Raw genomic sequence first — 25,045 nt, 5'->3', positions numbered from 1 at the left:
AGCTCAATGGTATTAAGACTTTAGATAAAAGCTTTCGATCAAACTTTAATAAAGATGCGCTTTACCCGCTTAATTTAACCAAACTGGCGTTTCGCAAACTCCACACTGGCATCTTTTGCTTTTTTTAGCGCAAACTTACGGTTACGCCCCATCATCATCTTTAATTGCCACATTTTTTCTTTATATAAGGTGATAGCTGACTGCTGATGCATGGCATTGATCACGCGTTTACTGGCCAGCACTGCGTCAGGAGAGCGCTGTGCAAACTCAGCGGCAAGTGCCTGAGCGTCTTCTAACGGCGTCTCGCTACAATGACTGACCAAGCCCAACTTCTCGCCTTCTACTGCGTCGACGATACGCGCGCTCATGGCCAGCTCTTTTAACACATCTTCTCGCACCACCCCAAACGCTGATTGAGTCAAGCCCATATCTGGCACCAAGCCCCACTTCGCCTCCATAATGGATAGTTTACAATCAGGACGGCTAATACGCACATCGCAAGCCAATGCCAATTGTAGACCTGCACCAATACAATACCCTTCAAGCACGGCAATGACTGGTACTGCACATCACGCCACACCAGACAAACACGTTGGAACAAGCTCTGCCATGGCTTCACCAACTCCCAAAATGCGAACGCTTGGTTTTTTGGATGGTTTAAATCCCCCAAATCTATACCCGCACAAAACGTTCCTTCAGCGCCATTAAGAATGACCGCTCGTAAGGCTTTGTCTTTGCTGACACGCTCTGCAACTGCAATCAGCTCCTCTACCACCTTAAAACTCATGGCATTCTTTTTCTCTGGTCGATTGATGGTAACGTTTGCGATATTGTCAGTAACGCTGACTTGCAAGGTTTCATATTGATAAGCGGCGATAGCGTGCATAACAATCCTTAATAATAGATAAGAGCGATAAGATACTATTCATCATGACTTTTAATGACGTCAATGTGGCTTCAATCTTAACAGTCTTATATCCACTGTACCGTATCAAAAACTGACTGTCGCGGTGGCATTTATTTTATAAAAACACTGCTCTGTCATATTGCAGTATGTCGAACAGACAGCTAATCACTGTTTATGATTTGACATGCCTCATCAAAGCACTGCACTTAAATCATCTTCCATGTCATGTCATTTTCGCTTAATCGATGATAATTTAACTGTGGGTATGGCGACAGATCCAACGTTTGCAAATTGCTCAAAGCAAGCAGTAAAGCTTCATAATACGGCTTGAGCATGGCAAATTGTGCAGGCGTTGTATGCTGTACATTCAACAAACATTTATCTTCCAAGTCTTGGCTGGCTTGGCGTATTTGCGGGACACCCGTATAACGACTGGCGCCTAATATACGATGCGAGATTTGCGCAAGTATATTGCGATCACGCGCTTGCCATGCCTGCTCTAAGGCTTCCTTTTCATCAGCGATGGTATCTATCATCATCATGATGAGCTTGGCTGCCAAGTCCGGCTTATTAGCAGAGCGGGTCAGCGCATCCTGCCAGTCTAGTATCTCCATTTCATCCATGGCAGCGCTCTTTGCGCTACTGTCTATTGACTGCTGCGCTAGCGAACGCTCCTGTTGCTCCATGCCAGCGTCTGGCTGTTGCTCTTGATATTGCAAGCGTTGATATTGCATGTTTTGATAACGTGGCTGAGTAGCGCGTTGCGGCTCTCGCATGTGATCGTCGCGTAGTTGGCTATCTCGCAAGTAATCATCGCGGATCTTTTTGAGCGATAAAGGTCGTGAGACTCTTTTGGCAGCAGACATTGGGACAGGCTTAGTATTGCTGACATTATCGATGGTGATATTGGTAGTGAAGCTATCTTCGCGAATATCAGTGTCAGTAGCAACAGGAATATCAGCGCCTGTAATTGGGCTTTGCGCTGTGGCTTGTCGGCCAAGCCACTTTTGTAGTACTTGTAATAGTTGCGGTTGACTAATCGGCTTACCAACATAATCATCTATACCGCTTGCGAGTAGCTTGTCACGCTCATCAGACAATCCATGCGCAGTCAGGGCGATGATAGGGATATGACTGTCAGCCGCTTCGATTTTTCGTATTTGCTGCGCCGCCTCTCGTCCTGACATACGCGGCATTTGAATATCCATAAAGATTAAATCAATACTGTCATAATCTTGTTGGTTTTCTGATTTAGCTGCCGTTGATTTTTCTTCCTCAGTGGTGTTTATAGTCAAGGCCGTGTTAGAAGCAGCTTTATTCAACTGGGCACGGTCTTGCGCTTTTGAAATTTGCGTCTTGTTGGTGAGAGTTTTTGCAGCAGGTTTAGCGCTTTTTATATTTTTGGTTTGCTGCTTACTCATCAATTCAATAGCGTCAAAGCCACTGTTAGCAGTAATCACATGAATACCAAGCTCACTCAGTAGCGCGTCTAATACCAACAGGTTTGGCAGATGATCATCTACAGCCAGCACCGTCACGCCCTGCCAGCGCAGCGCTTGAGACTTAACTGGCGCGCTTTTCTTTTGGGTATCGAGCATGATATATAACTGACGCTTATCTAGCGGCTCATACAGGATATTGGCGTGATAACGGTTTAATAATGCTTGATCGGCAGCGACCTGATAACCAAAGACGGCAAGCTTACCTTGATAGTGTAGACGAATTTGTTTGAGCAATGCCATCATGTCATCTTGAGTATCGTTATCGACTATGACCCAATCCCAGTAGTTACCATGCTCTTTGAGTGATTCAAGTACACCAGGCAAAGAGTTGGCATGGGTCAGCTTGATCGGCAACGTTTGCAGACTGGCTTTGAGCACCTGTCTTGACGCCATATGATTGATCCAAACCAAGACATTGAACTCATCACTCTCGCTTGCAAGTGGCGCCAACACCGGTAGTGCAATGGTCTGGCCAGTGGCAGCTTCTAGAACATCGACATGAGCTGGCATGCGGAACCAAAAGGTCGCTCCTTGATTGGCGATATTCTCTTGCGCATTGTCATAAAAGCCAATATCACCGCCCATAAGCCGTGTAAGCTGCTTGGATATCACAAGTCCAAGCCCAGTACCCCCATATTGACGAGTGATCGATGGATCACCTTGGCTAAAGCTTTGAAACAGCATTTTTTGATCTTCAAGAGAGATGCCTTTGCCACTATCTTGAATGCTGATCATCAAGTAGTTATCGCGGTGTTCATCCAAACTAACTCGCACCACCACATCACCACTGTCAGTGAACTTAATAGCATTACCGACTAGATTGGTCAAAACTTGCTTGAGGCGTAGGGCATCACCCACAATACGCATCGGCACATCGTTATAAAACAGCACTGCCATGCGCAAACCTTTTTCTGCTGACACGGGTGAGAGCATATCAACCACATCATAGATGGTGTCATACAGGTCAAACTCATGACGATCTAGCACCAGCTTGCCCGCTTCTATCTTAGAAAAATCTAAAACATCGTTCACCAGTGCCAACAGATGCGCAGATGACTTGCGAATCGTATGCACATACAAATCTTGCTCAGGGTTCAGCTCGCCATGACGTGCCAGCAAGTTAATAAAACCATCAATACTGTTAAGCGGTGTGCGTAGCTCATGACTGATATTGGCTAAGAATGCAGACTTGGCTTGACTGGTTGAGATCGCCGCATCACGTGCATTTCTGATAGAGATATTTTGCATCTCCATCTCATCAAACGCCAAACGCAAGTCATCTTCGGTTTGCTCCGCATGATCTTTCAGCTCTTGAAAACTGCTGTGCAGACGGCGCAAAGTCTTTACCAAGTCCTGCTGCAAGAGATTTAGCTCACCGTCAGACTCAACAGGAATGGGTTTGTATAAATTATCTACGTGGGTACGCTGTAGCTGCAGACGTAGCTCATAAATAGGTGCAATCCAGCGCTTGGCATAAATATTTAGGCTCAAAAGTAAGATCAAAATAGTAAATAGCCCAGTGATGGCCAGTGCCATAGCGATACGATAGCGTGCAATATACAGTGGCTCATTGTCCATATCGACAAGTAACCACAGTTTTTGCCCTTCAAAATCACCCAGCAAGCTGCCATAAGCAGTACCAATAGTAGTAGATTGCTGCGACAGGAAGTTTTGTGACTTATCGATACGAGGCCAGCTTTCATTAACGCCGTAACCTACTGTCGCAAGTACGTGATTGTCTTCACTGATAATCGCTATACGCTGTACATGTTGTTCAGAATGCATACGGCTGAGTCTATCGCGAATCGTTAGCAGGGTTGCCATAGCACCTTGCGGATCAACGCCTGTGTCGACACCATCTTCGTCAGCGATTGACATACCAATCAGTGCTGGCACCGTTACCCCACCGAGCGTCTCTTCTGAAAGCACTGCACCGTCAAGGCTTCTAGCGCCTAATCTGCCATAATTATCAGAATGTACCTGTGATACTGGAAGCTGAGACTTTTCTAAGCGGGTCTCAAGTGCTGCCTGATCGGCAGAATTGACCCCATCAGTGATTTGCTGCGCTGTCCTTTTATTGTTTTTTAATAACTGACGCTCTTGCTCAAGTAAGGCTGGAATCAGGTCAGTAACCATCGGCTTATAACGAATCAACACCGCTTCAGCTAGAGCCTCTTGCTCTGACTCACTCGCTCGCATGGTTTCATAAAACACTAAAATCCCACCGACCGCCGCCAGTACAGATATCGGTAGGAAAACCAATATAATCAACTGACCATAAGCACTACTGGTATCAAAGCGTTTTCTATATGCCATGCTAGCTCTACTCTCTACTGAATTTTGCGATGTATAAATAGCGACTGTAAACTGTCTTGGTGAATAATAAAACTTCTAAACATTGCAGGTATTTTAACAGCATTCTATGACGCAACCCATCATTCAATAATGACCAGATTAATAGACGGGATTCTTTTGAATATAGTGGCTGCTTTTGAGCTTATCTGTTTTACCAATATATCTTGATGCCATCAGCGCAGCCAAAAACAAAATGATATAATGACGCATTATTTTATTTGCTGGTCTATTTATAACCAAAATCAGTTTATGATCAAAATCAGTATAAGCTTTAGAATACAAACATGAAGATACCCTCTTTAAGAAAATAACAAGGATTTCCTATGTCCGCTACGACCAACCCCAACTTTATCTCTCAAGTCACCGTCCTTGCCGATTGCGTCGGTCAAACGCCGTTGGTTAAATTACAACGCTTGCCTGAACAAGAGCAAATTACCAATGGTGCCACCTTATTGGCCAAGCTTGAGGGTAACAATCCAGCGGGCTCCGTCAAAGACCGCCCTGCTTTTAATATGATTTATCAAGCAGAGCAGCGTGGTGATATCAAGCCTGGTGATATGCTGATTGAAGCCACCAGCGGCAATACTGGCATTGCCTTGGCCATGGTCGCTGCGATGCGCGGCTATCCGATGACGCTACTGATGCCGACCAACTCAACCCAAGAGCGCAAAGACGCCATGACAGCCTACGGTGCAACGTTAATCGAAGTTGACGAAGGCATGGAAGCGGCACGCGATATGGCATTGCAAATGCAAGCAGACGGTAAAGGCATTGTACTGGATCAGTTTAACAACCCTGACAATAGCCAAGCGCATTATCTAACCACAGGCCCTGAATTATGGGCACAAACTGGTGGGAAAATCACCCACTTTATCAGCTCAATGGGCACTACCGGCACCATCACAGGTGTGTCGCAATACTTAAAAGAGCAAAACCCTGACGTCAAGGTTATCGGTTTACAGCCTGATGAAGAGGCATCTATTGCGGGTATCCGCCGCTGGCCTGCCGCTTATATGCCAGGTATTTTTGATGCAGACTTGGTCGATGATGTCATGGATGTTGATCAGCATGACGCTGAAGTTTATATGCGCAAACTGGCCAAAACCGAAGGCATTTTTGCTGGCGTATCTTCTGGTGCCGCAGCATGGGCGGCAGTACAAGTCGCCAAAGAAAACCCTAATGCCGTCATCGCCTTTATCGTCTGCGACCGCGGGGATCGTTATTTATCGACTGGTTTATACAATGTTAATGACGACAATGTTGTTAACGGTACAGAAAGCGCAGCACAATAAGCTAACAATTAATTAGGTTTACCTATGTCACAAGCCTTACCGTCCGACCCGATACTGGTCTTTGATATCGAAACTGTTGCCGATACTGATGCGGCGCGCCGTATCTATCCGCAGTTGTCTGAGCTTAACGATGCCGATGCCCTAAGCGCACTGACAGCGATACGCACACAAGAAGCAGGACATGACTTTATGCGCTTGCCACTGCAGCGTATCGTCTGTATCTCAGCGTTATATATCAAAGATGGCACGTTTTCTTTGTTTTCTCTAACCGCAGATAAATTTAGCGAAAAAGACATTCTGTCTAAGTTTTTTCGGGCGTTTAGTGATCTTGAAAAACTACCTCAGCTAATTAGTTGGAATGGCTCTGGCTTTGATATTCCCGTGCTTATTTACCGTGCCATGCAGTATGACTTGTCAGCACCTTGGCTATTTGAAGAAGGCGAGCGCATCAAAAACATGCGTTTTGATAATTATGTCAATCGCTTCCATACTCGCCATCTGGACTTAATGGACAGATTTAGCCAATACGGTGCCAGTCGCCGCGAGGCCATGGATGTGGTCGCAAGCCTTTATGGTCTACCTGGAAAAACGGACGTCGATGGCAGCATGGTTGGCGGTCTCGTCAAAAATGGCGACTGGCAAACGCTGTCCATTTACTGCGAGTCTGATGTCATGAATACTTGGCTGATTTATTTGCGCTGGTTGCGTCTGACGGGTCAATTATCCTCACAGGACTTTAACGCTTGGCAGCAGCAAAGCCATGATTATTTGGCACAGTATACCCAAGCGGATGGCAGTCCACGCCATCATGAGTTTATCGCTGACTGGTCATCTGCGCCCAAATCTTAAAAAGCCCAAGCTATAAAGCGGTGCTATAAATAAGATGGTCAGTTGAAAGTAAATTTGTTATAGGTTTAAGTACGCTACTGGTATAAATTTTACTTGCGTGCTGCGTTCACAGAGGCTGCGCAAAATTCATCCCAGTAGCGCTTGTGCTTTTTTTTGAGTGAATTTATAGCACTCACCCTTATTTTTAGTTATTTATCATTTATTATTAAGGCAGGTTTATGCAACCCACCGATTCAAAGACATCTACAGCAGCTGATACTATGCCACAAACGAGCGATACCCAGACGATTACCATACCGCCCAATAAGAAGAAGTCCAAACCTTCTTCTAAGACCCGTCGTCGTCTAAAAGAAGCAGAGCCGCTGCCTTTTACTATTGATGGCTTGTCACATGATGGTCGCGGCGTTGCGATATACGGCAATGGCTTTGGCGTAGATGATGGTCATATCGAGGACAAACATGGCAAAAAAGTCTTTGTCAGCTTTGCCTTGCCCGGTGAAAGCGCTTTGGTTAAATTGACCAACAGCCGTGCCAGCTTTGAGGAAGGCGATGCGATTAGCATCACGGCCAACTCAAACCCTGAGCGTGCTGTACCACCCTGCCCGCATTTTGGTGTCTGCGGTGGTTGTAACCTGCAACATTGGCAGCCAGATGGTCAAATCAATTTTAAACAGTCTGTATTGGCTGAGATGCTGATACATCAGGCCAATGTTGAGCCTGATACTTGGCTTGCACCCGTGGTCGGTGATCGCCTTGGCTATCGTACCAAAGCACGACTGGGCGTTCGCTATGTCGCCAAAAAGGAAACGGCTTTGGTCGGTTTCCGTGAGCGCTCTAGTAACTTTTTGGCGGAGTTAAACGAGTGTCACATCTTAGACCCACGAATCGGTTTTGAGATTGAAAACCTAAAAGCGCTTATCAGCACTTTAGAGAGTCGTGACAAGATTGCTCAGCTTGAATTGGCCATGGGCGAGCAAATAGATGAGCTGCCAGATGGCAATCAACCTGTTGCCCTTATCGTGCGCAACTTGGAGCCATTATCAGACGCTGATGTAGAGAAACTAAAAGTATTTTTTGCCGCACGCAACTGGCAGTTATATCTGCAATCTAAAGGCGCTGACAGCATCCAGCGTATTGCCTTGACTGACAATGATGACATGAGCCAGCGGTTTGGACGCTTGTACTATCAATTGCCAGAATTTGATCTTACTTTTGAATTTATCCCGACTGACTTTACCCAAGTCAACCTGTCGGTGAACCGTCAGATGACCAAGCTGGCTTGTGACTTGCTATATTTAAAAGCAGGCGAACGAGTATTGGATTTATTCAGTGGTCTTGGCAACTTTAGCTTGCCACTTGCGCGCCTGGTTGGTGAAACAGGCTCCGTGGTAGGCGTAGAAGGTAGCGATGCAATGACCGCACGCGCCGCTGATAACGCACGTCGTAACGGTATCCATAACACTGAATTTTATACTCAAGACTTGACGCATGATTGTTCAGACCAACCTTGGGCCAATCAGGGTTTTGATGCACTATTGATTGATCCACCACGCTCTGGCGCGTGGGAGATTATGCAGTACTTGCCAAAGTTTAACGCTGAGCGCATCGTTTATGTTTCTTGTAATCCTGCCACGCTCGCCCGCGATACCAAGGCGTTATTGGAGCAAGGCTATCGTTTGACTCATGCTGGGGTGATGGATATGTTCTGCCATACGGGTCATGTTGAATCAATCGCTCGATTTGAAAAGGTATCAGCGTAAAGATAAACCTTTGAACTCAGCTAATATTTATATCGTCACACAGCTAGGGGATGACTTTGAATGAACGACAGCTAATGATAAATGCCGACTAAAATCGGCTATTAAGTTACGCTATGCTTACCCTAATTACAGATCCTAGCTTGAATTACGGTTCAAAAATGATATAACTATAGATATAAATATAATGCTTTTTTAAACTAGTTAACTTGATTCATTTTTGATTTAGAGTGGCTATTAAGCATAGTTAGATAAAGAAATCAGCATGCCGTTTTTATAAAAAACGATTTTGCAAGTTAACAGTACGAATAACCTAACTACTTAAAGAGCAATATGTTAGCCATATTGCTCTTGCTGCTATCATTTTGACAGCTTTAAGCATTAAATATAATAACGATAAAATAAATGGACTTTTGTTTATTATAACGAGTTGTAAAACTCACCTAATAGATTGGGTGTTGTGCGTAATTCAACATAATAGGTGCTAGAAATATAAATAGAGTGTTTTCCCTAGATCGAACTGCCGAGAGTATGACTTTATATCAATAGAATAAATAACAAGCATCTTTGATTGCAGACGGGGCAAAAACATTTTTGAAAATAGCTAAGAGGAGCAGGCTATGGTAAAAATCCGCGAAGGATTACCATTGATAGATGGACAAACCACGGAAACCGATAGTGCATCATTAGCAGCGCAGCTGGTTGCCAGTCAGCGCTCTCATCAATCTGCCAACAGCTATGCTCAATTACCGCTAGATATAAAACAGCAGCTAGCAACTCATAAACTACAAACCACTTTTGATCGCTCCGCACAGTACTCTTATCACAGTCATGATCCAAAATTAGAGAACGAGTCTCTAAAAAGCACTTTCACAGACGAAGAAAACATCTCATTAGAAGCTTCTAATAATACCGACTTAGATCAGGCCAATATTGATGTGCCTGTTTGGCTTGATAATGTCGCAAAACGTATCGGTCAGGACTCTGTACCCAATCTGGCTATTGCCTGTGAGTTTATTCGTAGTCGCATGAATACGAGTGAATCTGAACGCTCTGGCGCATATGTCACTGGCATTGGCATGACTGATATTTTGACCTATTTATATCAAGACGAAAACGCCTTAGTCGCTGCCATGCTCTATCGTAGTGCACGCAAATCCATGGTAAGTTTGGCTGATATTGAAAAAAACTTTGGTACTGATGTCCATGTCTTAGTAAAAGACGCTTTGGCTCTGGGGAAGCTGTCTGCCATTATCGAGAGCAACAAACGTTTAGAAGATCACTTTGTCAACAACCAGCGCGATCAGTTATCAAATATCTATAGCATGCTCATTTCTGTCACCAATGACGTACGTGTCGTGCTAATTAAGCTAGCTGAACGTACTTTTGCTATGCGTGAGTTGTCTTTTTCTAACACCGAACGGCAACAGCGCGTTGCTCGTGAAGTAATGACTATTTATGCGCCACTCGCCCACCGCTTGGGCATTGCACAGCTAAAATGGGAGCTTGAAGACCTAGCTTTTCGCTACCTCGCTCCAGATCGTTATAAAGAGATTGCCAAGTTATTATCCGAAAAACGCAGCGAGCGCGAAGAGTACATTCAGCGTATGCAAGATAAGCTCAACCAATCTTTAGCAGACGCTGGAATTTGCGCGGATGTCTCAGGACGAGTAAAGCATATTTACTCTATTTATCGCAAAATGAAACTCAAAGGTTTGTCGTTTCACCAGCTTTATGATATTCGTGCATTGCGCGTCCTAGTCGAAAACCCATCAGACTGCTATCACGTATTAGGACTGGTGCATGGCTTATGGCGGTATATTCCAGAACAGTTTGACGACTATATTACCAATCCAAAACCAAATGGCTATCGCTCTTTGCATACTGCCGTCATCGCCGAAAATAAATCGCTAGAGGTGCAAATTCGTACGCACAGTATGCACTTTGAAGCCGAGCTTGGTATGTGTGCTCATGTGAATTATAAAGAAGGCGGTAAAGGCAAAAAAGACAATTACTTAAACCAAAAAATCAGCTCATTGCGCCACCTGCTCTCTATTAACAACCCAGTACACTCAAACTTAACAGGCGATGAAGATAACGACAATCAAGACATAAGCGAGTTTGAAGACGAAGAACAAATCGTTAACTTTGACGAGCTTGAGCGCATCTATGTCTTTAGCCGTGATGGTGATATCACCGAACTACCAAAAGGTGCAACCGTCCTTGATTTTGCTTATTACGTGCATACACAAGTCGGTAATCGCGCCCAAGCCGCACGGGTTAATCAGCGCTATGTGCCTCTAACCTATCAGCTAAAAAAGGGTGAGCAAGTAGAAATCATCACTAAAGCATCACGTGAGCCCAATCGTGATTGGTTGGTGGCGTCACTGGGTTATATTCATACCAATCGCGCACGCTCAAAACTACGTCAGTGGTTCAATAAGCAAGACCGTGATAAGAATATTGAGATTGGTCGGCAGATGCTCAAAAAAGAGCTTGAGCGCTTATCTGTACATCCAAACAGTATTGATTTGAACGACTATACACAGTTTTTTCATGTCAATAATACTGATGATATCGTCGTTGGCTTGGTAACGGGTGATATCGGACTACATCAGCTTACTGGACATATTTCCCGTCAGCTGCGTCTAGAGCCTGAAAAAGAACAAGAAGAGTATGCACCCAGCATTGATCCAAAATCTACAGGCTCGCTTGATGCTTATAAAATCAGCATCGATGGTCTAGATAACATTGAAGTCAATCTGGCCGGCTGCTGTCACCCTGTACATGGTGAACCTATCTCTGGTTATATCACCCAATCTCGCGGTGTCAGTGTACATAACCGTGGCTGCCCTGAATATGTACGTCTGGTTGAACGTGATCCTGAACGCCAAATTAGCGCTGCTTGGAAGTCAAAGTCTGGTCGTTATCAGCCCGTAGATATTCATATCGAAGCTTATGATCGGCGTGGGTTATTACGAGACCTAACCCAAGTTATTGATAAAGAAAGCGTCAATATTCGTCAAGTTGAAACCTTAAGTACCGATGATAATATCGCCTCTTTAAAGTTTCATATTGAAGTCTCGGGTTTGGCACATTTGTCTAAACTGCTCGCCAAACTTGAGCAGCAGCCAGGAATTTTGCATGCACGTCGCGCTATTACCTAATGCCGGTCAGACCTCACATTTATTATTAATATCAAATCTCTTATCAATAAGGTTATAGTCAACCCACTATATTATAAAAGACCATTATGCCTGAGCTACCCGAAGTTGAAACTACCAAAACCAGTCTTAAGCCGCTGTCAGGTCAAAAGCTTAACGCTATACAAGTATTCCAACCAAAGCTACGTTGGCCAATGCCTGATGATTTAGATACTCTGGTTGGCTATACTTTGCAGAGCATAGAACGCCGTGCAAAGTATCTGATATTAGATTTTTCTGCTAACACTGAGCGTTTAAACAGCGCGCAAACAGTGAGTAAGAATTCCGTCATACAAGATACGCGGCAGTTGCTTGTCCATCTAGGAATGTCTGGAAGCCTACAACAATACCCTGTTGATACGGATAAGCGAAAACATGACCATTTAGTGATGACTTTTAGCGCTACCGATGGCAAGCACACACAGCTACACTATCATGACCCTAGACGCTTCGGTGCGGTATTATGGTGTGCAGACTATGGCGATAAACTACTCAATCATCTGGGTCCCGAACCTTTATCACACGAATTCACTGCTGAGTATTTATATCATCTCATTCAACGTACGACCGACAACAAAGACTCGTTAGATAAAAAAGCCAAAAGACGCCCTATCGCACGCCCCATTAAGTCCGTCATTATGGAACAGCAAATTGTGGTAGGTGTAGGCAATATTTATGCTACTGAGAGCTTATATTTAGCAGGTATTCATCCAGCTACCCCAGCGCATCAACTCACTCATGCGCAGATAGTAATTTTGGTCGATCATATTAAAACCATCTTACACAAAGCCATTGAGCTTGGAGGTTCAACTTTACGTGACTTTACTGTCGCCAGTGGACAAACAGGCTACTTTCAGCAAACTCTAAATGTTTATGGTAGACAAGGTGAGTCATGTCCAAATTGTGATACGACACTTGATAATATCAAGCTAAATGGTCGTGCGAGCGTGTACTGCCCAAGCTGTCAGCCAGTTAACACATAAAAACCTGACACAACAATGCGTCATGCATTTATGTTGCTAATTGGCGCGCATCTTGCTTTAATAGTACCAACACTTACATAAATAGTGCACAGCATTTATTTATCTGTAATATTCAATCTAATTATCGTTGCTGTATTGTTCTATGGAGAAATTGTCTCTGTGTGAAAATAGCAGTAGCCATTCATCATACTAATTATGAGTTTTAGGATATCATTATGACTGTTAAAGCCAAGACCCAGCGCACCGCTAAGCGGAAGTTTTTTACGCTAGTTACAAGCTTAGGTTTAATGGCTGCCAGCATGCAGCCTGCCTTGGCAGCAATAGAAATAGATGAGACTGACTTTGGTCCTTCTTATGAAACGATGGTAGTTGACACCGTCGTAGGTAAGCCCCTACAGCTCGTAAATGCTGTTGCAGGCACTGCAGCCTACCTCGTTAGTCTACCCTTCTCACTGATTGGTGGTAACGCAGATCAAGCGCAGCAGAAGCTATTCGTTGAGCCTTGGGATGCTATGGGACGTTGCCTAGGTTGCACCGTTGCAGAAGACAATTATTACAAAACACAGGCCGTCGATGATAACGTAGTACGTATTGTGGTCGACCAACCGTCAGAGATTCTAATCAATACCAATGATTATGTGGTCGTCACGCCATAGGTTCTAAATATTAAGCAATAAGCAATAAAAAAGGCTAACATCGCGTTAGCCTTTTTTATTGCTGGAATGATCGAGCGATATATTTTTATTTGGTCATATTGGTATTGCTGAGCTTAGCACTAATTTCACGAAGCAGTTGCACTTCTTCTGAAGGCTCTTCTAATATTTCCTCTACTTCTTCTTCGCGACGCATTTTGTTGACCATTCGAACCATCATAAAGATGATAAAGGCTAAGATAAGGAAATTAATAAGCACGGTGATAAAGCTACCGTATGCCAATACAGGAACGCCCGCCTCTTTGAGTGCTTCATAAGTCATAGCGATACCTTCTGGCACATCGCCCAATACTAAGAACATATTCTCAAAGTTGATTTCGCCACCGGCTATAAAGGCAACAATCGGCATAATAATATCTTCAACCAAAGAGGTTGTGATAGTGGCAAAAGCCCCACCAATAATGACACCGACCGCTAGGTCCATCACGTTACCTTTTACAGCAAACTCTTTAAACTCAGATACCATACTCATTATTTATTCCTCAAAACCGTTATCTATTATCAGATAGTGTGTTTAAATGATTGACCCAAAATTGGATTTTATTTTCAATAGCAAGATACACTACTATTATCAATTATTCTGTTTGTATTATATAAATATTACAACAAAAAAAGCAGCATAAAGTGAACCATATTTAGCTCACTCTATACTGCTGGTTTTCTATATCTTAATGCTGATAGTTTTTATTAGCATAAGATAATGCTATTGAATATCAGACATATAAATTACTATGTAATTTACTTATCGATATTAAGCACCCTTTTTACCACGACCGTGACGTTTACGCTCACTCTCAGTCAAGTAGCGCTTACGAAGACGAATTGCCTTTGGTGTTACTTCTACTAGCTCATCATCTTGAATAAATTCAAGCGCCTGCTCAAGAGTAAACTTAATCGCAGGAGTCAAAGTCAAGGCTTCATCAGTACCACTAGCACGAACGTTAGTCAGCTGCTTAGCCGTTGTTGGGTTAACAGCCATATCATCGCTGCGTGAGTTCAGACCAACTATCATCCCTTCATAGACTTCAAGCTGTGGCTCAGCAAACAGTTTGCCGCGCTTTTGTAGGTTAAACAAAGCGAAACCTAAACATACGCCTTTTGCCATAGATACCAATACACCATTGGCACGGCCGCCGACATCACCGATTTTTTGTGGTCCATAATGAGAGAAGCTTGACGTCAAGATACCTGTACCTGAAGTCAGAGTCAAAAACTCAGAACGGAAGCCGATAAGACCACGAGCTGGCATCGTTGCTTCAATACGCATGCGACCTTTACCATCAAGTTGCATGTCAGTCATCTCACCTTTACGCAGACCCACTTGCTCCATGATAGCGCCTTGATGCTCTTCTTCAATATCAAAAATGACGTTTTCATACGGTTCTTGGAGCTTACCATCAACTTCTTTGACGATAACTTCTGGACCTGATACGCCAAGCTCAAAACCTTCACGGCGCATGTTTTCGATAAGTACTGATAAGTGCAGCTCACCGCGACCTGACACTTTAAATTTATCAGGAGACTCGGTATCTTCTACACGCAAGGCGACGTTATGAATCAGCTCACGCTCTAAACGCTCACGAATATTACGTGACGTCACAAACTTACCTTCACGACCAGCAAACGGTGAGTTATTAACCTGAAAGTTCATTGATACAGTTGGCTCATCGACCGTTAATGGTGGCAATGCTTCAACATGATTGGGATCACAGATAGTATCAGAGATATTAAGTGCATCGATACCTGTGATACAGATAATATCACCCGCTTGTGCATCTTCTACTTCGATACGCTCAAGACCATGATAGCCCATAATTTTTAAAATACGACCATTACGTGTTTTGCCGTCTTTATCAACCACAGTCACTGGCGTATTGGTTTTTACTCTACCACGCTGAATACGACCAATACCAATAACACCAACGAAGCTATTATAGTCAAGGCTTGATATTTGCATGCGGAATGGCGCATCTGCATCAACCTGAGGTGGTTGTACAACATCAACGATGGTTTTGAACAATGGCGTCATGTCTTCAGCTAGGTTATCTGCTTCTAGACCAGCAATGCCATTGAGTGCTGAAGCATAAACAACTGGGAAATCAAGCTGTTCATCCGTGGCACCTAAGTTATCAAACAAATCAAAAATCTGATCCATTACCCAATCAGGGCGCGAACCTGGGCGGTCAATTTTGTTAATAACAACAATCGGCTTTAGGCCTTGTTCAAAGGCTTTTTGAGTCACAAAACGTGTCTGCGGCATTGGGCCATCGACACCATCAACGACCAGTAGTACGCAGTCAACCATCGACATAACACGCTCTACTTCTCCACCAAAGTCGGCGTGACCTGGGGTGTCTACAATATTAATGCGGTATTCAGTATTATCAGTGCTATCCGTCCAGCGGATGGCTGTGTTTTTTGCCAAAATAGTAATGCCACGTTCTTGTTCAATATCACCTGAATCCATTGCACGTTCTGCAATGTTTGCACGATCGCCAAAAGTACCAGACTGATGTAATAATTTATCAACCAAGGTCGTTTTACCGTGATCAACGTGGGCAATGATTGCAATGTTACGCAGGTGTTTGATGTCGTTCGCCATATAAAATGCTCGTTTTATCTTAAAAAAATGCAGTAGCAGTAAGCGCCGCTGGATAAACTTTTATCATAATGCAGATAGATATTATCACCATACTCTCATATCACTACACAATAGGCACAGTGAAATAATAACTAATGGTGAATCAAATTATCTATACTGATAAATCCATCGTACAGATAGCCATGCTAATGTACACTTTGTCAACTTACAAAGTGTTTGGGCAGCTAGTATAACATTATTGCATGATAATTTTATGCAATAACTTGTTATCTAAGAACATAAATAAAAAAAAGCCACCCATTGGGCGGCTTTTTTTGTAACTCAAAAGAGTTTAACTTAACCAATAAGCGACTACTTACTGAACAACCATATCTTTAGTTTGTTCAACAGTCATTGTTTTGTCACCAGTGATGATGGCATAAACACGACGGTTCATAGCGCGACCTTCTTCAGTGTTGTTGTCTGCGATTGGACGGTCATAACCGTAACCAACAGTTGATAGACGGTTTGGAGCGATACCAAATTCGTTAGTCAACATAGATTTCACAGCAACCGCACGAGCTTCTGATAGACGTTGGTTGTAAGCGGCTGATGGGCCAGTCTTAGAAGCATGACCTTCAACGCGAGCGGTAGAGTTAGGATACTCACGCATCTTCTCTGCTACTTTAGCGATTTCAGGCTGGTATTGAGCTTTGATAGCTGACTTGTCGTTATCAAAGAATACACGTAGTTCCATTTTCAGCTCGTCAGTAATATCTACTGCTACTGGGCAACCGCGCTCATCTACAACAACGTTCATTGGGGTGCCTGGACACTCATCGATGCTATCAGGTACACCATCACCGTCAGAATCAATGTCTTGCTCAACCACTACTACTGGTGGAGCAGTTACGCCTGGCTCTACTTGTGGTGGTACTGCTACTGTTGGTGCTAAGTGGCCACCAAGTACAACTTCTAGACCAGCTAGAGCCATACCTTCCCACCAGTTATTGTCAAAGTTGTGGATAGCACGTGCTTCACCACGTAGGCTTAGTGCATCGTTGATACGATACATAGCACCTAGACCTAGGTTACCGATGGTGTCTTTTGACTCTGACACTTCAGTGCCAGCATTAACTGTACCTACAGAAGAACCCTGAGCTGCAGTATAGGTTTCTTGGTTTTCTACTTTAATTTTAGATTGACCAGCACCAACTAGTACGTACGGCTTGAACGCACTATCAGTGTAACCAGTGAATTCTTCAGTACCGATCAAGAAGTTACCAGAGATCATGGTTTGTTCGATATCAAAACGGTTAACGCCTGCATCAGCTGATTTTTCTGAAGCTTCACCGTTCGCACTTGATACACCATACTCTACTTGAAACTGTGTAGAAGGTGTCAATTCGATACCTAGCGCAGCACCAGTGTATAGACCGCTTTCTTTGGCTACGCCACCATTAGGTACATTACCACCACGACCATCGATCGAGTTACCGTTGGCATCGATGTATAGGTCTTTACCAGTTTTTAGGATATCACGCTGCTCATCATGCGCTTCATCAGTGTAGTGATAACCAAGTAACAATGGGCTGATAGTTACACCAGCGTTTGCCGCTAGTGGCGCAGCTGCTACAGCAACTATAGCTAAAGCAATTTTATTCAATTTCATGGACTTCCTCCAAAGGATTATTTAAGTGATGCGTTAAGCATAACCACTTCCCAGATGAACTAAAAAACAGACATCGTTTACGGCTGTATAATTATACAACAAAACCAATTAGGGAGTAGCTTATCGATTATTAATTCAGTTTACAACTTTTTTCGTTATACAGCTACACATTATTACACGATAGTGTTGTAACTAAAACACAATAATCAACTCATTTTACTAAGAACAAACATAGTTTGCACTTATGTTCTTTTAAAAACCCGTTCCTAATCTGATTAAGAACAGATTTTGTCTATTGGTTATTATCATTTTAGTACAACTAATTTTTTTTCTCTATTACAAAAACTTATCATTCACTAATTGAAACATATTTTGACAGTTGGCTTATATTCTGTTTATATAAAATAGTGAACATAATTTCAACGATCCATGATCCATAGTTAGTTCAATTTGCAATAAAACTAAGACAGCCGAGTTCAGATGTCTAGGTAATCTCTCGAGTGAGATTAGCAATGCAAGTCTTTTATAGTTAACTAACTATGTGTGCGGTTGAGTAATGATAAAAGTGGTTAATGACTAAGTGCTGCTGCTCTACTGTAAGAAAGATTCAGATTCCATCAAACAGCATCGCCAAGACTTAAGAGCTGGTTATATACACACGGAAGATAAAAAATATTAATACCACTAAAATACTGACTATAGGTAATAACAGCATATGACCACGTCACGTAAGTCTTTATTAAGGAATCGGCAGATAGTTATCATTATGACACGTGTCTACTTGGCATTAGTAAATAATACTTCTATTAATAAGCCAACATTAAAAGCCACTATTACAAAAAACAACTCTCACACAGGTAAAAAAGACTCTCTGGCTCGTCCAGAACAAGGCTTCACTCTTACAGAAGTTATCGTAACCACTCTAGTTTTAGCCATTATAGCCACTATCGCTGTCCCAGCGATATTGACGCAGCTCGCTAATATGGAAGCGAAACGCGTTAGGCACACATTAATGAACACCTTTACGTCTGCTAAAGTCGAAAGCTACATTCGAAGGCAAAACCTGCTGGTTTGTTTATCTAACTCAGGGGGACGCTGTAATAAAGAAAGCAGCAAAAACCTATTATTATTCATTGATAAAAATGACAACAAGCATTTTGATAGTGATACAGATCATCTGCTTAGTGAGCAGCATTTAGATCCTAAATATGGCACGCTGCATTTGCGAGCTGGCAGACGCCACTATGTAAGGTTTTATGGTGACTCAGGTAAGCCGCGTGGTCACTTCGGTCATATCAAATACTGCCCAAGCAAGACATACAGCCAATCCATGTATCAAGTGTCATTCAATCAAGGTGGTATTATAAAATATAAGCCCAACAGTATTCACGATACTGGATGCGCAGGATAGCTGTATTTAATGTCTTTGATTTAACTTAGGGCGTTTGAGTTACTTGTGCATTGCCGCTTTCATCATCTTGACAGCTTGCTCTAAGCCCATAAATACGGCGTCTGCAATGAGCGCATGACCGATATTTAGCTCATAGATGCCCTCAATTTTCGCAATAGCATTGACATTATCTCGAGTCAGACCATGGCCGGCATTAATCAATAACTTATCATTCATACGCTGAGCACTCGCAGCGGCTTGCTGAATACGTTTTAATTCGGCACTTTGGGCTTCGACATCCCCAGCCAAACCTGCCTCCGAGTATGCACCTGTATGAATTTCAATAGCATCAGCCTGACATTTCACTGCGGCGGCTATCTGCGTCTCATCAGGATCGACGAATAAAGAAACCTTGATACCTGCTGCATGTAGCTCATTGATATACTCTGTCAAATAAGCAATTTGTTCTGCAATATCCAGACCACCTTCTGTAGTAAGCTCAGCGCGCTTTTCTGGCACTAAACATACCCAGTACGGCTTTACTTCACAGGCAATCGCCAACATTTCAGCCGTTGCCGCTATCTCTAAGTTAAGTCTGGTGGTGATTTTTTCTGCTATCTCATAGACATCAGCGTCTTGGATATGGCGACGATCTTCACGTAGATGAATCGTGATGCCATCAGCGCCCGCTTGCTCACATAATAATGCAGCTGCTACAGGGCTAGGATAGCTGACGCCGCGAGCTTGACGTAACGTTGCGACGTGATCAATATTAACGCCTAACAAAGGTGTATTTGCTGAATTTTTTGTTGAATGTTGTTGCATGGTCGTCATAAGAAATCCTTTGAATAATTTTTTATAGTTTTTTATAACTTATACCATTTGCAAAAATTAGAGTAACACGGAAAACTTGTGCAAGCACTACACCCAGTAGGCTTAACAAGTTTGACAAAGTTAATCGTACTTTTTGGATTTGGTATTATTTTGAATGTTGGTAAATCGAACATAGACTTAGATAAGAAAACATTGCCAAAAATAAACTCTATCATTGATAGCGCTGTTGCTGTTGCCATAGTAGACGGCTTTGCAGAGGTTGATAGTCAAGTAAATGGTCTATCAAATGACGATGTAAACGTGACCACGAGTTCAGGGTAGTATTAGCGATACCTATCTCTGTCATCTCGACAATCTCAGCGCCGCTAAACAAGGCTTGTGATGTAGGTATGATGCTTTTATCATCTTTAATAATAGGGGTAAATCCAACATCAGGTAAAAACCGATATTCACTGTCAAAGTTAATAGGCGCGAGTGTACTATCATGCGCCAATGTTAGCGCAAAACCAAGCTCATTAAATAGATGTTGTTCAAATTGACGTAAACATAATCTCAGCTCATCGGCTGATAATGGCTGCTTCAGCTGTAGCAAGCTGTCTTGATAGTGCTGCCATAATACGGGCATTGCATCTTCAGTAGGCAGTAGCTTCCACAGTATCTCGTTCAAATATAACGCGGCATATTGTTGTTGCCCTTTGATCTGCTTATAACGCGCTTGCTCTATACTAGCGATATTATTTGGCGTCGTTTCTTGAGCTAGTTGTGTTTGTTGTGGGGCTTCTTGGGAATGATTGCTCTGAGTATCAGCTGATTGAATAAACTGAGCTTGCGTGATATTAATTTGAGTAAATGTCTTCAGCTCACGCTTGCCTGTTGCAAACAACTGTAGCGGCTCAAACAGCGGCGCGCCTTTTTTACCAATGCCATGTACAACCCCATGCTGCTGGGAGAACAAATAGTAAAGGGCGCGCTTTTCTTGATAAGGACGCTGATGTAATAAATAACCCACTAATGCTTCATTGCGCATCTATTATCACCTCAGCATCCGCTTGCTATTTATCACCTTTAACCGTATTTCTCACTTTGAGTCGCCAAAACTACAGTCTTTATTAGAGCCTTATCTGATGCCTAAGTCAAATCCCAAATATGATCTGACTATTAATTATCAACTAATAACCCAGGCTGGTCAGCGCACGCTCATCATCTGACCAACCGCGCTTAACTTTCACCCACAGCGTTAACATGATTTTTTTGTCAAATAGCTGTTCCATATCTTTGCGGGCATCCATCCCTACTTGCTTGATACGTTGACCTTTATCGCCAATAACAATGGCTTTTTGACCATTTCTCTCGACATAAATAGTCGCATCGATAAACGTACAGGCTTTACGTGGACGACCTGTCTTTGGATCAGTATGCGCCGGCTCATCTTTAAACTCATCAATCTGTACCGTTAAATCATAAGGTACCTCATCACCCGCACTACGCATGATTTTTTCACGAATGATTTCGCTGGCCAAAAACCTTTCAGAGCGATCAGTGATTTGTTCAGTGTCATAAATCGGTGATGCTTTTGGCAGGTGTGATGCAATAACCTCTTCTAAACGATCAAGGTTTTGGCTCTTGAGTGCCGAAACAGGGACAATATCAGCAAAGTCAAAGCTATCACTAAAAGTCTCAATGAGCGGTAAAAGTGTGCCTTTATCTTTCAAAGTATCCGCTTTATTGATAACCAATACCACAGTTAGATTGGTCTCACCAAGCTTTTGTAATGTCAATAAGTCGTCATCACGCCATTGATCAGAATCCACCACAAACAGCACCAAGTCTACGTCCACTAACGCAGATACTGCAGCTTTATTCATGCGCTCATTGATGGCACGCACTTCATTACGATGGATACCAGGCGTATCTACAAACACCGCCTGCATCTCATTCGTACTTAAAATACCATGGATACGATGACGGGTAGTTTGTGGTTTGCGTGAAGTAATCGATAGCTTCTGACCCAACAAATGATTCATTAGGGTGGACTTACCAACGTTCGGGCGACCAACGATTGCTACATAACCCGCTTTAAAACCATCTGCAATTGGCGTACTGCCACTAGGCGCAAAAAAGCTATCGATGGCATCATTGTTTTCAATCGCAGTATCATTGTCCGATTCAATATCAGCTTGTTGCTGAGTTGCGGTCAATGACTCTCCTATCTTTCTACTTTCTGAGGTTGCTTGCGCTTGTTCTGCGTTATTCATTTGGTTTGTGTTCGTATCTTCTGTCATATTATTGAGGTTATCTTCTGTATTAGATGGCAAGTCAGGGTGATTGCTCATAGGGTAATCCTGTGGGGTTTATCGGCTGAATCTAGCAGCCAACATGATGAAATCACTATATTAGTGAAAACCATATGGGCTAGACTATTATGTAGTTGGCAGTATATTGCTGAATATTTTGAAACGTATGCGTTATTTGTCATGAGTAATATCTAAAAAGATATGCCTTAAGACCAGCACTAATTTAAGGACGCTTTTTATATATTCCTGGTAGCTTATGCAATTGATTTATCATCAATTCAGCTGCTTTTTGCTCAGCGATACGGCGGCTCTCACCAGACTCAGTAATATCAGGACAATTGTTAATATTGACCTGACAACGTACAACAAATATCTGATGCGGCGCATTACCACGCGTCTCTACCAGTTCATAGTGCGGCAAATCAAACTGCTTGGATTGCAGCCACTCTTGCAAACGGCTTTTGGCATCTTTGAGAACACGCTGTTCGTTGACGTTATCTATTAAGTCACCGTACCAAGCAAGTACGCAGTTGCGGGTCACTTCCATGTCTTGACTGTCGAGATAAATAGCACCAATAAGCGACTCTACTGCATCAGCTAAGATCGAGGCACGATTACGTCCACCACCTTTGCGCTCACCAACACCCAGTATCAAATGGTTTGACAGCTCTAGCTTTTGTGCAATCGTCACCAATGACTCTTGGCGCACCAAAGTAGCACGCATACGAGTCAAACGGCCTTCATTTTGCGCAGGATAGCGGTGATATAACGCTTCACCGACAATCATACCTAACAGCGCGTCCCCTAAAAACTCCAAGCGTTCATAGTTTTTTTTGCTATCGAATGAGCGATGGGTCAAGGCGAGCTTTGGTAAGCTTAAATCGCCAAACTTATAACCTAGCTTGCGTGTCAATACTTCCAGACGTTGAATAAAGTCTGAGCTGATGGGCAAAGTCTCCATAGTTGCGCTATTTTTTTTGGTCGCAGGCAGCGCTTGGTACTGTTTTGGAGTTGATTTCATGCGTGGCTTCTGGCTATCCTTTTTTACGGTATTTTTGAAGATATTTAATATGTATTTGAGACAATTTTTATAATATCAGCTGACTGAGGTTATAAATTGAGGTTACAAATTAAGCGCTCATCTGAATGTTCAATAGACCTTAGTTAAGGCTAATAAAAACTAGGTTTTGACAAAAGAGCCATTAGTCATTTTCTGCCATCTCAATCTCACCTTCAAAACGATTAACAATATCGACATTAGCAAAGAAATTATTGGTGACGTTATATTCTTTGTGGATAGCTAATTGGCCCGCTTTTTTATTTGTAAAGGTAAAGATATCTTCTGCATTGGTATCATAATGCGCATTAACCGAAAGCTGTCGATTGACACGCTCAACGAATTGTTTCGCTGTCTCGTTATTATTATTGGATTCTTTTAGCTGAGAGCTGAGTAACTTGGTGAGCTGATAATCACCGACTTGTGCCGGCGCAATCGCGATGACCAACTTCCCTGCAACGACTAAAAAGATCAATAGTAACACTATACCAGTCACACTAGCGCCACGCTGCGAATGCAAGCCTGTTATCTGCTGCACCATAACACCTCCTAATGGGTTCATACCCTAATATCTTCAATACTGTAATAGCAGTTATTAATTATTTTATACTCTGCTGCATATTTTATGTATTTAATATTTTATAAACAGAGCAGTATGATTGATATTAGCATAATATTCGCCTGACAAAACATCTACTAATCAATAGAGCCATTACGTGCAAAAGTTGGAAGGTTGAGACCTGGTGGCTTATGCATCCAAGTATAGACAGCCTTGCCAGCTAAATTATCATCAGGTACAAAGCCCCAAAAGCGACCATCAGCACTCCGATCTCTGTTGTCGCCCATGACGAAATAGTTATCTTTAGGCACAGTAATATGCCACTGTGTCCCTGCTGAGCTGACGACTTCTGGTGATTCTTGCTGCAAAAACGGAGCATACTGTGCGCTGTTCATATTTGGTAGATAGCGAACTAAATGCGTATTATCACCTTGAGTTTCTTCAAAGTATTGCGCTTGCGCCTCTTCCTCTTGTCCTACTTGCGCAGCCTCAGCTTCCGTCAATACTTGACCTGGCGCAATCTGCCCTGGTGGATATAACTGTGACGTAAGCTCAGCACTCGCCTCGAAACTGACTGGCTTGGTCTCGACTGGTACATCATTAATTGCAAGCTGACCATCGCTATAGCTGACGGTATCACCAGGTAAGCCAATGACCCGCTTTATGTAATAAATACTAGGGTTATCAGGATAACGAAAGACGGCGACATCGCCATGCTCAGGACTGCCAGTATCCAAAACTTTATTATATGTCAATGGCAGACGCACGCCATAGGCGTATTTGTTGACGGCAATGAAATCGCCAGTGTATAAAGTTGGCACCATAGAAGATGACGGAATATTGAAAGGTTCAATCAAGAATGAACGTACCACTAATACGACAGCTAAGACGGGGAAAAAATCATATGCCCAACGCACCAACAAGCTTTCTTTGCCATGGCCACGAGTTTTACGCTGTTTTAATGTCAGTTTATCTAACAGCCAAACGAGCCCTAAGCCTAGAGTTAATGGCACCAAAATCAAATTAAAATCAAAATCCATACTAAACTGCCTATTAACGCACTGCCTATCTAATGACCTTATAACTTGCACCGATCA

The 25,045-nt window shown here is 42.9% G+C and carries 17 protein-coding genes and 1 pseudogene; 7 read left to right on the top strand and 11 right to left on the bottom strand.

Translation table 11 applies throughout. The features are described from left to right. Nucleotides 1-74: 74 nt before the first annotated feature. Together JMY01_RS01415 and JMY01_RS01410 are read right to left on the bottom strand one after the other, a co-directional pair. Nucleotides 75-886: pseudogene (locus JMY01_RS01415) on the bottom strand (crotonase/enoyl-CoA hydratase family protein). Nucleotides 887-1,113: 227 nt separating this feature from the next. Next, nucleotides 1,114-4,725, bottom strand: a complete 3,612-nt coding sequence (locus tag JMY01_RS01410) for an ATP-binding protein (RefSeq protein ID WP_201573904.1) — start codon at nt 4,723-4,725, stop codon at nt 1,114-1,116. A gap of 362 nt (nt 4,726-5,087) precedes the next feature. Between JMY01_RS01410 and cysM the strand changes: the two genes are divergently transcribed. The 6 genes from cysM to JMY01_RS01380 all read left to right on the top strand — a co-directional run bounded on the left by cysM (nt 5,088) and on the right by JMY01_RS01380 (nt 13,504). Continuing rightward, complete coding sequence (cysM, locus tag JMY01_RS01405; protein ID WP_201573903.1) at nt 5,088-6,056, top strand: cysteine synthase CysM; 969 nt, start codon at nt 5,088-5,090, stop codon at nt 6,054-6,056. A gap of 24 nt (nt 6,057-6,080) precedes the next feature. Continuing rightward, nucleotides 6,081-6,905, top strand: a complete 825-nt coding sequence (locus JMY01_RS01400; protein ID WP_201573902.1) for a 3'-5' exonuclease — start codon at nt 6,081-6,083, stop codon at nt 6,903-6,905. A gap of 218 nt (nt 6,906-7,123) precedes the next feature. Continuing rightward, nucleotides 7,124-8,665 carry a 23S rRNA (uracil(1939)-C(5))-methyltransferase RlmD gene (gene rlmD / locus JMY01_RS01395; RefSeq protein WP_201573901.1) on the top strand — a complete coding sequence of 514 codons (1,542 nt, stop codon included), beginning with the start codon at nt 7,124-7,126 and terminating at the stop codon, nt 8,663-8,665. A 617-nt stretch (nt 8,666-9,282) separates the two neighbouring features. Further along, nucleotides 9,283-11,829: a bifunctional (p)ppGpp synthetase/guanosine-3',5'-bis(diphosphate) 3'-pyrophosphohydrolase gene (locus tag JMY01_RS01390; RefSeq protein WP_201573900.1), complete on the top strand. Its 2,547-nt coding sequence runs from the start codon at nt 9,283-9,285 to the stop codon at nt 11,827-11,829. A gap of 86 nt (nt 11,830-11,915) precedes the next feature. Beyond that, the gene (gene mutM, locus JMY01_RS01385; RefSeq protein WP_201573899.1) at nt 11,916-12,848 is read left to right on the top strand and encodes a bifunctional DNA-formamidopyrimidine glycosylase/DNA-(apurinic or apyrimidinic site) lyase; all 933 of its coding nucleotides are present in this window, start codon (nt 11,916-11,918) and stop codon (nt 12,846-12,848) included. A gap of 215 nt (nt 12,849-13,063) precedes the next feature. Further along, nucleotides 13,064-13,504 carry a hypothetical protein gene (locus tag JMY01_RS01380; protein ID WP_201573898.1) on the top strand — a complete coding sequence of 147 codons (441 nt, stop codon included), beginning with the start codon at nt 13,064-13,066 and terminating at the stop codon, nt 13,502-13,504. Between the two features lie 85 nt (nt 13,505-13,589). Here the strand turns inward: JMY01_RS01380 and mscL are convergent, their stop codons facing one another. The 3 genes from mscL to JMY01_RS01365 form a co-directional block, all read right to left on the bottom strand. Further along, a complete protein-coding gene (gene mscL / locus JMY01_RS01375) occupies nt 13,590-14,033 on the bottom strand; it encodes a large conductance mechanosensitive channel protein MscL (RefSeq protein ID WP_201573897.1) in 444 nt (147 codons plus the stop codon). A 279-nt stretch (nt 14,034-14,312) separates the two neighbouring features. Beyond that, complete coding sequence (gene typA / locus JMY01_RS01370; RefSeq protein WP_201573896.1) at nt 14,313-16,163, bottom strand: translational GTPase TypA; 1,851 nt, start codon at nt 16,161-16,163, stop codon at nt 14,313-14,315. Between the two features lie 355 nt (nt 16,164-16,518). Further along, entirely contained in the window at nt 16,519-17,814 is a 1,296-nt protein-coding gene (locus JMY01_RS01365) for an OmpA family protein (protein WP_201573890.1), read from the bottom strand. A gap of 766 nt (nt 17,815-18,580) precedes the next feature. Between JMY01_RS01365 and JMY01_RS01360 the strand changes: the two genes are divergently transcribed. Continuing rightward, nucleotides 18,581-19,225, top strand: coding sequence for a Tfp pilus assembly protein FimT/FimU (locus JMY01_RS01360; protein ID WP_201573888.1), 645 nt, complete (start codon nt 18,581-18,583; stop codon nt 19,223-19,225). Between the two features lie 39 nt (nt 19,226-19,264). Here JMY01_RS01360 and JMY01_RS01355 read toward each other — a convergent pair whose 3' ends face one another. The 6 genes from JMY01_RS01355 to lepB all read right to left on the bottom strand — a co-directional run bounded on the left by JMY01_RS01355 (nt 19,265) and on the right by lepB (nt 24,988). Continuing rightward, nucleotides 19,265-20,038 carry a pyridoxine 5'-phosphate synthase gene (locus JMY01_RS01355; RefSeq protein WP_201573886.1) on the bottom strand — a complete coding sequence of 258 codons (774 nt, stop codon included), beginning with the start codon at nt 20,036-20,038 and terminating at the stop codon, nt 19,265-19,267. Nucleotides 20,039-20,249: 211 nt separating this feature from the next. After that, nucleotides 20,250-21,065, bottom strand: a complete 816-nt coding sequence (locus tag JMY01_RS01350) for a DNA repair protein RecO (RefSeq protein ID WP_201573883.1) — start codon at nt 21,063-21,065, stop codon at nt 20,250-20,252. 142 nt (nt 21,066-21,207) lie between these two features. Beyond that, entirely contained in the window at nt 21,208-22,371 is a 1,164-nt protein-coding gene (era, locus tag JMY01_RS01345; RefSeq protein ID WP_201573881.1) for a GTPase Era, read from the bottom strand. Nucleotides 22,372-22,555: 184 nt separating this feature from the next. Further along, nucleotides 22,556-23,353 (bottom strand): ribonuclease III, encoded by a 798-nt coding sequence (gene rnc, locus JMY01_RS01340; protein WP_201573879.1) that lies wholly within the window; start codon nt 23,351-23,353, stop codon nt 22,556-22,558. A 181-nt stretch (nt 23,354-23,534) separates the two neighbouring features. Next, nucleotides 23,535-23,951 carry a DUF4845 domain-containing protein gene (locus tag JMY01_RS01335; RefSeq protein ID WP_227677620.1) on the bottom strand — a complete coding sequence of 139 codons (417 nt, stop codon included), beginning with the start codon at nt 23,949-23,951 and terminating at the stop codon, nt 23,535-23,537. A gap of 134 nt (nt 23,952-24,085) precedes the next feature. After that, entirely contained in the window at nt 24,086-24,988 is a 903-nt protein-coding gene (gene lepB, locus JMY01_RS01330; protein WP_201573877.1) for a signal peptidase I, read from the bottom strand. Nucleotides 24,989-25,045 lie beyond the last annotated feature (57 nt).

The organism is Psychrobacter sp. H8-1 (assembly GCF_904846575.1).
Classification (GTDB): domain Bacteria; phylum Pseudomonadota; class Gammaproteobacteria; order Pseudomonadales; family Moraxellaceae; genus Psychrobacter; species Psychrobacter fulvigenes.
Note: the sequence above shows the minus strand (reverse complement) of the source record. Positions and strands in the feature narration are given on the sequence as shown.